Annotated in this window: 9 protein-coding genes and 1 pseudogene; 8 read left to right on the forward strand and 2 right to left on the reverse strand. The window is 69.6% G+C overall.

The features are described 5' to 3' along the window. Window positions 1-45: 45 nt before the first annotated feature. Both JOE48_RS02370 and JOE48_RS02375 read right to left on the reverse strand, forming a co-directional pair. Window positions 46-495: an NUDIX domain-containing protein gene (locus JOE48_RS02370; RefSeq protein ID WP_210026796.1), complete on the reverse strand. Its 450-nt coding sequence runs from the start codon at window positions 493-495 to the stop codon at window positions 46-48. Window positions 496-586: 91 nt separating this feature from the next. Continuing rightward, on the reverse strand, window positions 587-895 hold the full coding sequence (locus tag JOE48_RS02375) for a hypothetical protein (protein ID WP_210026798.1): 309 nt from the start codon (window positions 893-895) through the stop codon (window positions 587-589). Between the two features lie 161 nt (window positions 896-1056). Here JOE48_RS02375 and JOE48_RS30085 point away from each other — a divergent pair. The 8 genes and pseudogenes from JOE48_RS30085 to JOE48_RS02415 form a co-directional block, all read left to right on the forward strand. After that, a pseudogene (locus tag JOE48_RS30085) lies at window positions 1057-1692 on the forward strand (DedA family protein); the annotation flags it as partial. A gap of 608 nt (window positions 1693-2300) precedes the next feature. Continuing rightward, complete coding sequence (locus tag JOE48_RS02385) at window positions 2301-4454, forward strand: glycosyltransferase family 4 protein (RefSeq protein ID WP_210026802.1); 2154 nt, start codon at window positions 2301-2303, stop codon at window positions 4452-4454. A 51-nt stretch (window positions 4455-4505) separates the two neighbouring features. Continuing rightward, on the forward strand, window positions 4506-5561 hold the full coding sequence (locus tag JOE48_RS02390; RefSeq protein ID WP_210026804.1) for a glycosyltransferase: 1056 nt from the start codon (window positions 4506-4508) through the stop codon (window positions 5559-5561). Between the two features lie 301 nt (window positions 5562-5862). Further along, window positions 5863-6750: an N-acetylmuramic acid 6-phosphate etherase gene (locus tag JOE48_RS02395; RefSeq protein WP_210026807.1), complete on the forward strand. Its 888-nt coding sequence runs from the start codon at window positions 5863-5865 to the stop codon at window positions 6748-6750. Window positions 6751-6788: 38 nt separating this feature from the next. Further along, complete coding sequence (locus JOE48_RS02400) at window positions 6789-7787, forward strand: SIS domain-containing protein (RefSeq protein WP_210026809.1); 999 nt, start codon at window positions 6789-6791, stop codon at window positions 7785-7787. A 284-nt stretch (window positions 7788-8071) separates the two neighbouring features. Then, window positions 8072-10096, forward strand: coding sequence for a BadF/BadG/BcrA/BcrD ATPase family protein (locus tag JOE48_RS02405; protein ID WP_245253053.1), 2025 nt, complete (start codon window positions 8072-8074; stop codon window positions 10094-10096). Between the two features lie 213 nt (window positions 10097-10309). Beyond that, window positions 10310-10747, forward strand: a complete 438-nt coding sequence (locus tag JOE48_RS02410; protein WP_312893046.1) for a hypothetical protein — start codon at window positions 10310-10312, stop codon at window positions 10745-10747. Between the two features lie 62 nt (window positions 10748-10809). Continuing rightward, entirely contained in the window at window positions 10810-13206 is a 2397-nt protein-coding gene (locus JOE48_RS02415) for a glycosyltransferase family 2 protein (protein ID WP_210026826.1), read from the forward strand. Window positions 13207-13341: the final 135 nt, after the last annotated feature.

Genomic DNA, 13341 nt, shown 5'->3' on the forward strand with positions numbered 1-13341 from the left:
GGCCGGGACCGGTCGCGCGGGCCTCCCCCGGCGGGCATCCCGCGTTCAGCGCTCATCGAGGCCGGCGGCGGCGAGGCACAGCTTGACGTAAGGGTGCAGACCCGGGTCGATGTGATCGATCCAGACCCAATCCTCGTGATGGCTGTCGAGATTCACCTCGACCGAATGCTGTCGGCTGAACAGGAAGAAGCAGGTGTTGACGCTGTGGACGGCAATGCCCTCCGGGCCGTCCTCGAAGATGGTCTCGTCCGTATGGATGATCGGCCCGACATGGCAGTCGATCCCGGTCTCATCCAGCGCCTTGCGGGCCGCGGCCTGACGAAGGGTCTCGCCTTTGTGGACGCGGCCGCCGGGGAGCCAGAGCTGGCCCTTCGCCGGGGCGTCGCGGCGTCGAACCAGAAGGACACAGCCATCGTTGACGATGGCCACGTCGACACAGACGATGGGGATCGCCTCCAGGATCTGGTTGTACAGGTGCTGGGGGATGAACGACATCGAACGGGTGTCCTGATTACGGGCGCGCCGGCGGCGGGTCGGGCGCGCCGTCACGAAAGAGGGTGTGTCCGGGCAGGCGGTCGCGCGGGCGTCAGGGCCGGTGACCCTGCCGCGGCCAGACCGGCCGGGTCTTCGGATCCGGCGTTCCGCAGCCATCGCACCGGAGCGTCATGCCCGCATCCGGGACGAAGCTCGTGGAGGCCCAGCGTCCGACATGGATCGAAACCTCGGCCTCGTGTCCGCAAGTGCAGATGGCGCGCAGCGCCGTGACCCCGCGATCCATAGCGTTCTGCAGGGTCATCGGGGTGATCTCGCGCCCCTCGGCATCGTAGGCGCGGCGCGGGTTGCGGGCGTGCGCGGGCACCGGGCCTCGACCTTCGAGGATGGATGGGTTGGCCACGGTCAATCCTCTCGCTCTCCGGACATGAGCACCGCCCGAGGTTGATGGCCGACGCCGCAGTCTCCGTGCCGCCCACGAGCAGACAGGCGCCCTGTCTCCGCCGCCCCCGCGCGGCCATTTTTGCCTGCGAGTGCGTTGTGCACGATTCGCAAGGAGACCGCATGTCCTTCCTGCACGACCTGCCGATCGCCGACCTGATCGCGCATTACGGCTATCTGGCGATCTTCGTCATCATCACCCTGGAGAGCGCCGGCCTGCCCTTGCCCGGCGAGACGGTCCTGCTGACGTCGGCGGCCTATGCCGGCAGCACCGGCAACATCAACATCGCCGTCGTGGTGGCGATCGCCGCGACCGCCGCCATCCTGGGCGACAACGCCGGCTACTGGGTCGGCCGCCGCTGGGGACTGCCCCTGCTCCTACGCAAGGGCCACCTGATCGGCCTCGACCACGGACGCCTCAAGCTCGGCCAGTACCTGTTCCGCCGGCATGGCGGGAAGATCGTGTTCTTCGGCCGCTTCACCGCGATGCTGCGCGCCTACGCGGCCGTCCTGGCCGGCGTGAACAAGCTCGATGCCCGCCGGTTCTTCGCCTTCAACGCGCTGGGTGGCGTCGCTTGGGCCGCGATCATGGGCTTCGGGGCCTATCTGTGCGGCCGCTCGATCGAGAACGTCATGGGGCCGGTCGGCCTCGGGCTGCTGGCCTTCGTGCTGCTCGGGGCCGTCGCGCTGTGGTTGTTCATGCGCCGCCACGAGGCACGCCTGATGGCGGATGCCGAGGCCGCGATCCCGGGCCCGCTCGCCGAGGGACCGGGCATGGAAGCGCCGCGGCTCGAGGTAGCCCGGAGCGTGGCCGCCGGTCCTGCGGCGCGACGCGCGGACCTGCCGGAACTTCAGAGCCAGGTCGAGGCGTTCCTGGCGCAGCAGGAGGCTGATCGCGCCCACGCCGATGCTCCAGCACGGGAGAAGCGCCCGCCCGCGCCCCTGCCCCTGTGGTTCAAGGTTCTCGTCCTGCTCCTCATGGCCGCCGCCGGCATGGCCCTCGCGTCATGGCATTACGGGGTGACCGGCGGCCTCTATGGGCGCCTGGTTGGTCACGTCGGGATCGTCGGCACCGGGCTGATCCTGCTCGGACCCGCCGTCCTCCTGGCGGTCATCCATCGGCGGCTGCGGGCGACCGGGTCGTCGACCCCCGTAGCGCAGACCGAGGACGCCATCGGGCTGGCGGCCTGAGCCGGCGTCGCGCGCCATGCCCGACGCCTGAACCCGGGGTAGGCACGCCCGGCCCGCTATGCGAGAAGCCAGGCCGCGCGGGAGCTCGGGGGACGTGAGCGCGCCGGCCCGGGCGGCCGCACGTCCCGCCGCTCTGCGCCGATCGGGCGGGCGCGCCGAGAGGGACGGACGACGGCATGCATCCGGATCTGCCTGGATTGTTCGATGCGGGCTTCGTGGCCCGACGCAACGGCGAGGCGCGCGGCATCGACACGGCGGCCTACGCGGCCGCGGGCTGGCTCTCCGATCTTGATCCGAACCCGCTGTTCGACACGGCCTTCTACCGCGCGCAGGTCTCGCCCGCGCACGCGACCGGGCTCAGCCCGGCCGAGCATTACTGCGCCCAAGGCGCCGCGATCGGCCTCGATCCCGGGCCGCTGTTCAGCACCCGCACCTATCTGACGCTCTACCCCGATATCGCCGAGGCCGGGGTCAACCCGCTCGGCCATTATCTCCATTACGGCGCCGCGGAAGGTCGGCTGCCCAACCTCATGGAGGGGCGCACCCTCGCCGCGGCGGCCGGGGCGGCGCTGGCGCGCGATCCGGCGAACCCCTACGCGCGGGTGCAGGCCGCGACGGAGCGGCTGCACGCGACCGATGCCGCGGCGGCGCTGGCGCTGCTGGACGGGGGGCCCGTCGCGGGGCTCCAGGCCCTGCTGGTGCGGGTCGGGGCCCTGCTCGCCCTGGGCCGCGGCGAGGCGGCCGATGCGGCCGCCCGGTCCGCCTTCCAGGCGGAGGGCGACGGCCTGGTCGCCCGATGCGGTCTGGCTGCCTATCAGGCCGAGTCTCTGGGCCGGCTGGGGACCGCCGCGGCAGCCTACGCGGTCGCCCTGGCTTCGGGCTGCGAGGACCCGGCCCTGTTCCGCTTCCGCCTGGCGGTCATCTTCCGGACCTGGGGCCGGCTCGTGGATGCCGAAGAGCAGGCGCGCCTGGCCCTGGAGCTCGGCGATGCCAGCCCGCACACCCGAGCTCTCCACGACCTGCTGGCGCGCGATCGCGGCCAGGCCGAGCGGCTCCAGGCCGAGAGCCGGGCCGTGCCAGATTTCGCCCCCGAAGCCTGGCAGGCCGCCAACCAGGCCCGGGCCGTCTACCCGCAGGTGGCCGGGTCGGGCCGACCGGTCCGGGGGCGCGGGGCCGGCCTCCTCCTGGTCGATTCGAGCTTCCCGTCCCGGTTCTCGGCGTTCCGCTACGGCGAGCTGCTCACCTACCTCTACGCCATCCCGGAGAGCCGAGCCGCCTCGTCGCTGCGCGACATCGACCGCTACCGGCCGGACCGGACCTTCCTCGACGAGCTGCGCCAGTTCGAGGCGGAGCATCCGACCCTCGCGGGCCGGGTGCAGGCCCTGAACACCGGCCACGACCTCAGCGCCGAGGTCCTGCACACGACCTTCCTGCACAATGCGGCCGTGCTCCTGGCCTCGAACCCGGACCTGCGCGCCGAGCGCTTCGTCTTCACCCTGTATCCGGGGGGCGGGTTCATGCCGAACGATCCGGTCTCGGACGCCAAGCTGCGGCGCGTGCTCGGCGACCGCCGCTTCGCCAAGGTGCTCACGACCCACACCCTGCAGCGCGATTACCTGCTCGACCGGGGCTGGTGCGACCCGCAGCAGATCGCCTTCATCTTCGGCGCCGTCTCGCCGGATTGCTGGGATGTCGCGGCGAGCGCCCGCTGCGCGCGGGTCGAGCGGCCGCTGCCGGATACGATCCGGATCTGCTTCGTGGCCCAGCGCTACACCGAGCTCGGCATCGAGAAGGGCTGCGACGTGTTCACCGACCTCGTCCGGCGCTACGCGGACGACCCGCGTTTCGAGTGGCATTATGTCGGCGACTGGAACGCGGAGCTTCTCGGCCTCACGCGGGTCGAAAGGGTGCGCTTCCACGGCGTGCAGCCGGCCTCGTTCTTCCCGGATTTCTATCCCGGCATGGACATCGTCATCTCGCCGAACCAGTCGCCGATGGAGCTGGACGGCGGCCGCGGCTCCTTCGACGGCTTCCCGACCACCTCCTGCGTCGAGGCGGGCCTGCGCGGCGTGGCGATGTTCCTCACCGATTCCCTCGCGTTGAACCGCCGGCTCGACGGTACCCACGCCATGAGGCCCGGCGCGGAGTTCGAGCTGATCACGCGCGACGTCGACGGGATCACCGACCGGATCGAGTTCTACGCCGGCGACCGGGAGGCGCTCCGGCGGCTCAGCGAGGCCGGCCGCTTGGCGATCCTGCGGGAATACAGCTTCGAGCGGCAGATGCGGCCGCGCCTCGACCTGCTTCGGGCGCAGCTTGGGGCCGCGTAGAGCCGCGGCACGGCAACCCCGGGGGATCATCGGAGAGAGGTGCAAGCGCCGATGTTGCGGTTCCTGACCAAGTCCGCGCGCCCGCAGCCCGCGCCCCGCCCGCCGGCCGGGCGGCGGATCTCGGTCGTCATCCCGTCCTACAACCACGCGGCCTATATCGCGCAGGCGATCGGCTCGGTGCTGGATCAGGAAAGCCCGGTCGATGAGCTGATCATCGTCGACGATCGCTCCACCGACGCGTCGCGGGACGTCATCGCCAGGACCATCGACGGCTATGCCGGTCCGGTCCGGATCCGATGCGAATTGCTCGACCGCAACGGCGGCGCCCACGCGGCGATCGCGCACGGCCTGTCGAAGGCCAGCGGGGACGTCCTCACCATCCTGAACTCGGACGATGCCTACGCGCCGGACCGGTTCCGCGCGATCCACGCGGCGCTGCCGCCGGACGGCGACTTCATCGCGTTCACCGGCGTCGACTTCATGGACGATTCCGGAGCCCGGCTCGCCGAGGACGATCCGGTCCGCGTCTGGTACCGCGACGTGCTGGGTCAGGCGGGCGCCTGCCCGACGATCGGCTTCGCGCTGCTGCGGGCCAACATCGCGGTGACGAGCGGCAACCTCGTGTTCTCGCGCGGTCTCTACGAGCGGGTCGGCCCGTTCGCGGCCTACCGCATGTGCCACGACTGGGACTTCCTCATCCGCTGCATGGTCCATGCGGAGCCGATCTTCGTGCCCGGCGCGCATCTCCGGTACCGGACACATCCGACCAACACGCTCAAAACCACCGGCGACCTGATGCAGGGTGAGGGATCGGCGGCGCTGAAGACCTATCTGGCGCTGATCGCCGGGGGACCGACGGCCAACCGGCTCGCGCCCACACCCGAAAACTGGCCGGTCTATTTCCGGTTCTTCACCGCGACCTACGCGCCCTGGTTCACCGGGCAGTCGATCGAGACGGTCGCCCGACAGCTCTTCCCGGACCCCGAGACGCTCCCCTCCTGGCTGTCGGCGGAGCCGGCGGCACCGAGCGGCTTCCTCACGGCGCCCGCGCCCGAGCAGGATGCGCTGGCCTTGCGCCGGGTCGTCGGGCTTCTGATGCTTCGCTAGCGGCATGAGTTGGATAGCCCAGCTTGATGATCGCTGGCCGGCCCTTTGTCGCGGCGATCGAGTGTCGCGCATGGCATCTCCCGGTAGGTAGGATCATCGGGAGGCGGACTGTGTCGGACCCACAAACCGACTCGTGCCGAAAGCTGTCGATCGGACGAACTTCCTCCTCGGTCGTAGCGACGTTCCCGGCCTGAGCGGCTGCTCGGGCACCGCTTATGAGATCTTGACGCGAAAGACGGCGGAGCGTTCGTCCGCCATCTCCGTTCTTCAGCCACGGGATTATGCGGAGGAACATCCAGGCATGAGCACGGAGTGGGCGAGCCCCCGTTTCAGCGAACTCGACGCCTGGGAGAGTGCCGACATCCTGCAGGCGCTCTGGGAGGGACAACTCGCGGCCGTCGCCGCGATCGGGCCTGCGCTGCCGGCCATCGCCGCGGCCGCGGCGGCCGCCGAAGCCGGTCTGCGCCGCGACGGGCGCCTCCTCTATGTGGGGGCCGGCACCTCGGCCCGGATCGGCGTCCAGGACGGGGCGGAGCTGCCGCCGACCTTCGACTGGCCAGAGGAACGCCTGGGCTTCGCCGTGGCGGGCGGCGAAGGTGCGCTGGTCCGAGCGGTCGAGGGGGCCGAGGACTCGACGCAGGACGCGGCGCTCTGGGCCGAGCACGCCGAGATCCGGCCGGACGATGTCGTCATCGGCTTGTCCGCAAGCGGGATCACGCCGTTCACCCTCGCCGTCCTTCGCCGCGCCCGCGATCGCGGTGCCGTCACCATCGGGATCGCGAACAATCCCGACACGCCAATTCTGCGTGACTGTACCCATCCGATCCTCGTGGCGACCGGCGCGGAAGCGATCGCCGGCTCGACGCGGATGAAGGCGGGAACCGCGCAGAAGATCGTGCTCAATCTGCTCTCGACGCTGATCATGATCCGGCTCGGGCGCGTCTATCGCGGCCGTATGGTCGCGATGCGCGCCACGAACACCAAGCTACGCCGACGTGGCGTAGCGATGGTGGCGCAGATCGCCGGCTGCGATGCCGAAGCCGCGGCCAGCGCCCTGGCCGCGGCAGAGGGGGACATCCCGCGCGCGGTGCTTGTCGCCCTCGGGATCGACCGCATTGAGGCGGCCAGCCTGCTCATGCGCAACGGTGGCAATTTGCGCGCGGCTCTGGCCGAAGCGGGGCCGGCATGAACGACCCCGCGCCGATGCCGAATGGGCCCGAGACATTTATGGCCCGCGAGATCGCCGAGGTGCCCGAGGTCGCCGCCCCCCTCTGCGCCGGCTGGGCTGAGGCGGAGCGCGTCGCCTCAGTCCTCAACGCGCGTAGCTTCCCGTTCGCGGTCGTATGCGGTCGAGGAAGCTCGGGCCATGCGGGCGTCTACCTCCGCTACCTGATCGAGACCCGATGCGGGCTCGCCGTCTCGGCCTCAGCCCCATCCGTCGTCACCGGATACGATCGCCCGCCGCGAATGGATGGCGCGCTCTTCATCACCATCTCGCAATCCGGCCGGTCGCCGGACCTCGTCGCGGCGACGCGCACCGCACGCCAGGGCGGCGCCCTCACGCTCGCGCTCGTGAACGATGCGGCCTCACCCGCCGCGGCGGCGGCCGATCTGGTCCTGCCAATCGCAGCCGGGCCTGAACGGGCGGTCGCGGCAACGAAGACGGTGGTGAACTCTATGGTCGCGAGCGCCGCACTGGTCGCGCGCTGGTCCGGCGACGACGCGCTGATTCGTGGCCTCGCGGCTCTACCGGGTCGCCTCGCTGCGGCCTCTGACCTTGATTGGAGCGCCTGGACTGCCGATCTCGCGGGCGCGCCGGCCGCCTTCGTCACGGGCCGCGGTCACGGCTTGGGTACGGTGCGCGAGATCGCACTCAAGCTTGCTGAGACCTTGCGCCTGCCGGCCCTCGGCTACAGCGCCGCGGAACTGCGGCACGGACCGCGTGCCGCGATTCAGTCCGGGACCCCGGTGCTGGCGTTCCGCCAGGACGATCAGCTCGCCGAGGGGATCGACGCGCTTGTGCAGGAACTCCGGCGCGCAAATTTGCGCGTTCATGCCTGTGGGGGCCCGGACGGTAACTTGCCCTGGCTTGTACCCGATCACGCCGCCTGTGACCCAATCGCCATGCTGGTGCCCGCCTACCGTGCGATCGAGCGCGAAGCCCGCCGCCGAGGTCTGGATCCGGACGCGCCGGTCGGCCTCACGAAAATCACGGAGACTCTGTGAGCGCCCCCGATCTCGTCATCTCCGCCGCACGCCTGGGCGCACTGCCCGCGGGCTGAGTCTCGGAAAATCACGCCAACAACCTGAAACGGCCTGGAGGCAGGATCGTTCGTTCATAGAACAGGATCACATGGATCACCTGTGCAGGACGTACCTGGCTCAGAGCTCGCCCGGAGGTGGTGTTTGGGGGTCATGAGGCACTGGTCGATACGATGCCGGAAGCTGGGTCCTGCGCCGGCTCACCGAGACTTTGCGACCAGGCGCCGGTTCCCTCGGGTCTCGTGATCATGCAGGCCCCACATCTCTCGCACTCCGCACAGAGCAACGGGATCAGGCTGCTGGCCATCGATGCGGGAGCCAGCAAGACGATCGCGGTCTTGGCAGACGCGAATGGAGCCGAGCTAGCGCGGGCGCGGGGAGCGGGTGCGCATATCGGCCTGCTCGGCGCAGGGGTCTGGGACGTGGTCCTGCCGACCGCCGCTGCTGCCCTCGCCGAGGTGGGCGTAGCGCTCGTGCCCGAGCAATTGCATTGCTGTCTGGCGATAGCAGGTGGCGAGCATGTGGCCGCGCTCGCGGCGGCCCGAGCGACGTCGCCCCGGTTCGGGCGTCTACAGATCGTGTCGGATGGTCTTGCCGCCCTGAGCGGCTGCCTCGGTGCAACGGAAGCGGGGGTAATGGTCGCGGCCGGCACCGGCACCGTCGCCTGGGCCAGATCGCGGCAAGGCAAGACCACGAAAGCGGGCGGGCACGGATTCCCGGCAGGAGATGAGGGTGGGGGAGCCTGGATCGGTCTTCAACTGATCCGTCATACGCTGCGCCGGACCGATGCTGCAGAGCTCGACGCACTCGCCAATGCCGTTCTCGACCGCTTCGGCGGCGACAACGCGCGACTGCACGCCTGGCTGACGATCGCGAATCCAGCCGATTACGCGACCCTGGCACCGATCGCCTTCGACCTCGTCGTGAGCAGTGGATCCGCATCAGCGATCTTGCATTCGGCGGCAAGCGAGCTTGTGCACCTTGCCGAGCGAGCCGACCCCAGCGGCGAGCTCCCCCTGGTCGTGACGGGCGGTCTCGCGGCGCCTCTGCGGCCCTGGCTCGACGAGACGACGCACCGGCCCGTAAGAACAACTGCGGACGCAGTGGTCCGCGGAGCCCTTTCCATTGTGCGGGAGACGGACGCACCTGTCAGCGCTCCAGCGCTCTTGTCCGGGTGTAAGAGCATCGCTGGTCGGATCGTCACGCCCACGGGTGTGGTGACGGGCGAACTGCGCTTCCGCCGGAGTATCGAGGAGGTCCGTCCGGGGCCGGTGGATGAGGATGCACCCCTGATCCTGCCGGGCTTCGTTGACCTGCAGGTGAATGGCGGCGGCGGCCACGACATTATGGGGAGGGACCCGGACGCCGTGCGCGACACTGGGCGCTTCCATCGCACCAGGGGTGTTACAACCTGGCTGCCAACGGTCATCACCGAAGCGGCCGACGAGCTGGAGCGCGTCACGCGCGCGGTCGCTGCAGCACGTGCCGACAGCCAGCGCGGTGAACCGGACATGGCGGGTCTCCACCTCGAAGGCCCGTTTATCAGCGCCAAGCGGCGAGGCACGCACGGCCCCCACACCGCCGCGCCGAGTTGGGACCTCGTCAGCCGCTTGCATGCCCTTGTTCCGTTGCGCGTCCTGACCTTGGCTGCGGAGCTTCCGGGCGCAACGCTCCTGACCACGCTGGCGAGGGAGGCCGGCATCCGCGTGCAGCTCGGCCACTCCGACGCGACTTACGACGAGGCTGCTGCCTTCTTCGCCGCGGGCGGCTCAGGCGTGACCCATCTCTACAACGCGATGAGCCCCCTGCAGGGCCGGGAGCCGGGGGTGGTCGGGGCCGCCCTGGCACATGCGACGAGCGCGCAGATCATCGCCGATTTCATTCACGTGCACCCGGGCGCGCTGCGCACCGCCTTACGGACGATCCCCGATCTCTTCTGCGTCTCAGATGCGGTGGCGGCTGCCGGTATGCCGGATGGCGATTACAGCCTCGGCGGGGTCCCCATCCGCAAACAGGGGGACCGGGTCAGCAATAGCGCAGGCGCACTGGCCGGCTCAGCCGCGCCGCTCGACGTCGCGTGGCGCAACCTTCGGGCACTGGGATTGACCGTCACGGACGCGACGCGCCGGGTCTCAGCACTCCCGGCTGGCTATCTCGGGCTGAAAGACCGTGGAGCGCTTCAACCCGGGCTGCGGGCCGACATCGTGGTCATGGACGACGCAGGCACGGTGACCCAGGTCTACGTGGAAGGAGAGCCTAGCGCTGCACGCTAGTCAGGCAATCGCTGTACTGTCCGGCGCGCCTTACCGGCAGAGCCGGCTAGGATCGGGAGCACCCTACTTCGGCCCACGCACTGTCTCTCACTCAGGGTTGACCGGTCTAGGAGGCGATCGTATCACCCCGCCTCACTTCCCAGGGGCGCCCTGTCGCGCCGGTATCCGGTCGATTCCGCCGCGCGACGATGCGCGTGAGCTCCTGAGAGCGTCGTGACTGAGACGGAGCCGACCTTGGCCGAGGACGTAGAGGCGCTGCGGGCCGAGCTCGCCGAGACCCAGGCACGGCTCAAGGAGGCGCAGGGGGAACTCGCCCGTCTGGTGCGCCTAGCCGAGGCCGATCTTCAGCGCCGTCGTCCCGGTGAGCAATCGAGCGTCGTCGCATCCTCGGTCCGCCGCCCGGCCGCCAAGGAGGTCGCGGCCCGCATCGCCCGGTTCGCGCATCTCTACCGGGAGGCCGCCTCCGCCTCGCCCGATCGCGCGCCCGTCGTGCCCGAGGCGACGATGCTCGGATGGCTCGAAACCTCCGGCCTGTTCGACCGCCAGTTCTATCTCACGTGCAACGACGATGTCGCGGGTGCCGGCGCTGACCCGACGCAGCACTACTACAACCACGGCTCCGAGGAAGGGCGCCTTCCCAGCACCCTCTGAGGGTCCGGTCTGGGAAGCGGCCGGCTGATGCGCGTTCGAGGGATCGGCGAGGGATCTGACTGATGCAGGACGGGGCAGGAGAGGCCGCGGGAGAGGCCGCACCCGCGCTCGAGCCGTGGCAGGACGATTTCGCGACGATCTACGCGAGCGGCCTGTTCGACCACATCTGGTACGCGACGCGCTATCCCGAAGTCGGCCTGACCGACCTGTCGCCCCTTGAGCATTACGTGAAGTACGGCGCCCGGCTCGGGCGCCAGCCCCGGGCCGACTTCACCGCGCCGCCGGACGAGACCTTCGACGGCAGCTTCGTCAATCCCTTCGCGACCTGGATCCGCGCGCGGGCCGAGACCGAGCCGGCGCCGGCCTGGAACCGGCCGGTCGTCTCCGTCCTGTGCATCACCTACAACCAGGCGGCGTTCATCCGGCAGACGCTCGACAGCATCCTCGGTCAAGCCACGGACTTCCCCTTCGAGCTGCTCGTCGGCGACGACCGCTCCACCGATGGCACCGCCGAGATCATCGCCGAGTACGCCGCGCGCCATCCCAACTTGGTGGCGGTTCTGCGGTCTGAGAATCTCGGGCCCAACAAGAACTTCGCCGACCTCACGGCGCGCGCCCGCGGGGAATTCGTCGCGATCTGCGAGGGCGACGATTACTGGACCGATCCGCGCAAGCTCCAGCGCCAGGTCGAATTCCTGCGGACGCGGCCGGAATTCACCCTCTGCTTCCACCCAGTTCGCGTCGTCTACGAGGACATGCCGGGGATCGAGGAGATCTACCCGGAGCAGTGCAGCCCGCAGCCGTCGCTGTCCGATCTCGTCGCCCACAACTTCGTCCAGACCAACAGCGTGCTCTATCGCTGGCGCTACCACGGCGCCGAGGCGTTCGTGTTCGACGAGGGCATCGCGCCCGGCGACTGGTACGTCCACCTGATGCATGCCGAGGTCGGGCGCATCGGCTTCCTGCCGGAGGTGATGGCGGTCTACCGCAAGCACGCGGCCGGGATGTGGGCGACCTACGCGACCGAGCTCGCTCGGCACAAGAAGCTCGGCAATTCCGAGATTGCGTTCTTCCGCAAGCTGCGCGGCCATTTCGGCGGCCGCTACGCGGCGGGCTACGAGGCGGCGCAGAAATCGATCTTCCGGCGGCTCGCCGAGGCCTATCTCGACGAGGAGGATGTGCCGAGCCTCGGGCGGCTGATCGAGGCCAATCCCGACATCGCCCGGGACGCCTTGAGCGACATGGGCCTCGACGCGCCGGACGCGCTCTCCGGCGAACCGGATGCCCTGCGCGGCTGGCTGATGGAGCAGCTCACCGTTAGCGTCGTCGTCACGGCCTACAATCACGCCGCCGATATCGGCCGCTGCCTCGACGCAGTCTTGAGCCAGCGCGGGCTGTTCCGGATGCAGGTGGTGATCGGCGACGACAAATCGACCGACGGGACGGCCGAGATCATCGAGCGCTACCGGGCGCGCGATCCCGAGCGGATCGTGGTCCGGCCCCGGCCGCAGAACCTCGGCATGCTGCGCAACATGCAGGACTGCCTCTCCGCCTGCACGGGCCGCTACATCGCGTTCTGCGAGGCGGACGATTACTGGCTGTCCGATCGCAAGATCGGCCTGCAGATGCGGATGCTGCGCAACGACCGCGCGCTCGACATGTGCTTCAACTGGGTCCTGCTCCACTACCCGGCGACCGGCTCCTACGTGCCGCACGACGAGCAGGGCCGCTATCCCACCGGCACGATCAGCTTCCCGGTTCTGGCCAATTCGCCGCTCACGGCCAACTTCTCCAGCTGCTTCTACCGCGCCGAGGCCCTGCGCCGGGTGCCGGAGGCGTATTACGAGAACGCCGCCGCGGCCGACTGGCTGATGAACCTCTACATTGCCGACAAGGGGCGCATCGCGTTCCTGCGCGAGCTGCTCTCGGTCTACACGATCCAGGAAAAGGGCCAGTGGTCGGGCCTGCCCGAGAACATCAAGAACGCCCGGATCGCCCAGTATCAGAAGCAGTTCGCCGGCATCTTCGGCGAGGGGCGCGGCTTCGAGAAATACGAGGTCGGCTGCACCGTGGCCGAGCTCGACGGCGAGTTGCCGGATTCCTTCGCCCGGGCGAACCTCGAGGCGCCGCAGGACCGGGTCTGGGCCGAGATCCAGGACGGGCAGGTGGTGCTGGCCGGCTGGGTCGTATCGGCGAGTCGCGCCAAGGCGACGCTGGTCGCCGAGGTCGACGGCGAGGTCCAGCGCATTCCCGTGGACGTCCACCGGCCCGACGTGATCGCGGCGGTGCTCGGCGACATGCCGACCACCATGGAGGAGGCCCGCTGCGGCTTCCGCTTCACCCTGCCCTACGCGCTCCACCTCGAGGTGCTGCTCTCCATCGAAGTCGAGCACGAGGTTGTGCCCTGGCTCTCGGTCATCTTCACCCACCGGGTGAAGCGAAAAGCCGAGCCGAGCTGATACCTCACACCGTCTTCGCGCAGCCTGATGTCACCAAAGACTCGAGGAGCCGCTCCCCGAGGCACATCTCACCGTGTGCCGACCGCCGGGATGAGCCTCGCAAACAAGCTCGTCAAACCCCGGATTGCTTCACCA

Source organism: Methylobacterium sp. PvR107, from assembly GCF_017833295.1.
Taxonomy (GTDB): Bacteria; Pseudomonadota; Alphaproteobacteria; order Rhizobiales; family Beijerinckiaceae; genus Methylobacterium.

Excerpts from the sequence above, each read along its gene's own strand:
- JOE48_RS02370 (WP_210026796.1), bottom strand. The coding sequence starts at position 495 with ATGTCGTTCATCCCCCAGCACCTGTACAACCAGATCCTGGAGGCGATC.
- JOE48_RS02385 (WP_210026802.1), top strand. The coding sequence starts at position 2,301 with ATGCATCCGGATCTGCCTGGATTGTTCGATGCGGGCTTCGTGGCCCGA.
- JOE48_RS02390 (WP_210026804.1), top strand. The coding sequence starts at position 4,506 with ATGTTGCGGTTCCTGACCAAGTCCGCGCGCCCGCAGCCCGCGCCCCGC.
- JOE48_RS02395 (WP_210026807.1), top strand. The coding sequence starts at position 5,863 with ATGAGCACGGAGTGGGCGAGCCCCCGTTTCAGCGAACTCGACGCCTGG.
- JOE48_RS02400 (WP_210026809.1), top strand. The coding sequence starts at position 6,789 with ATGGCCCGCGAGATCGCCGAGGTGCCCGAGGTCGCCGCCCCCCTCTGC.
- JOE48_RS02405 (WP_245253053.1), top strand. The coding sequence starts at position 8,072 with ATGCAGGCCCCACATCTCTCGCACTCCGCACAGAGCAACGGGATCAGG.
- JOE48_RS02415 (WP_210026826.1), top strand. The coding sequence starts at position 10,810 with ATGCAGGACGGGGCAGGAGAGGCCGCGGGAGAGGCCGCACCCGCGCTC.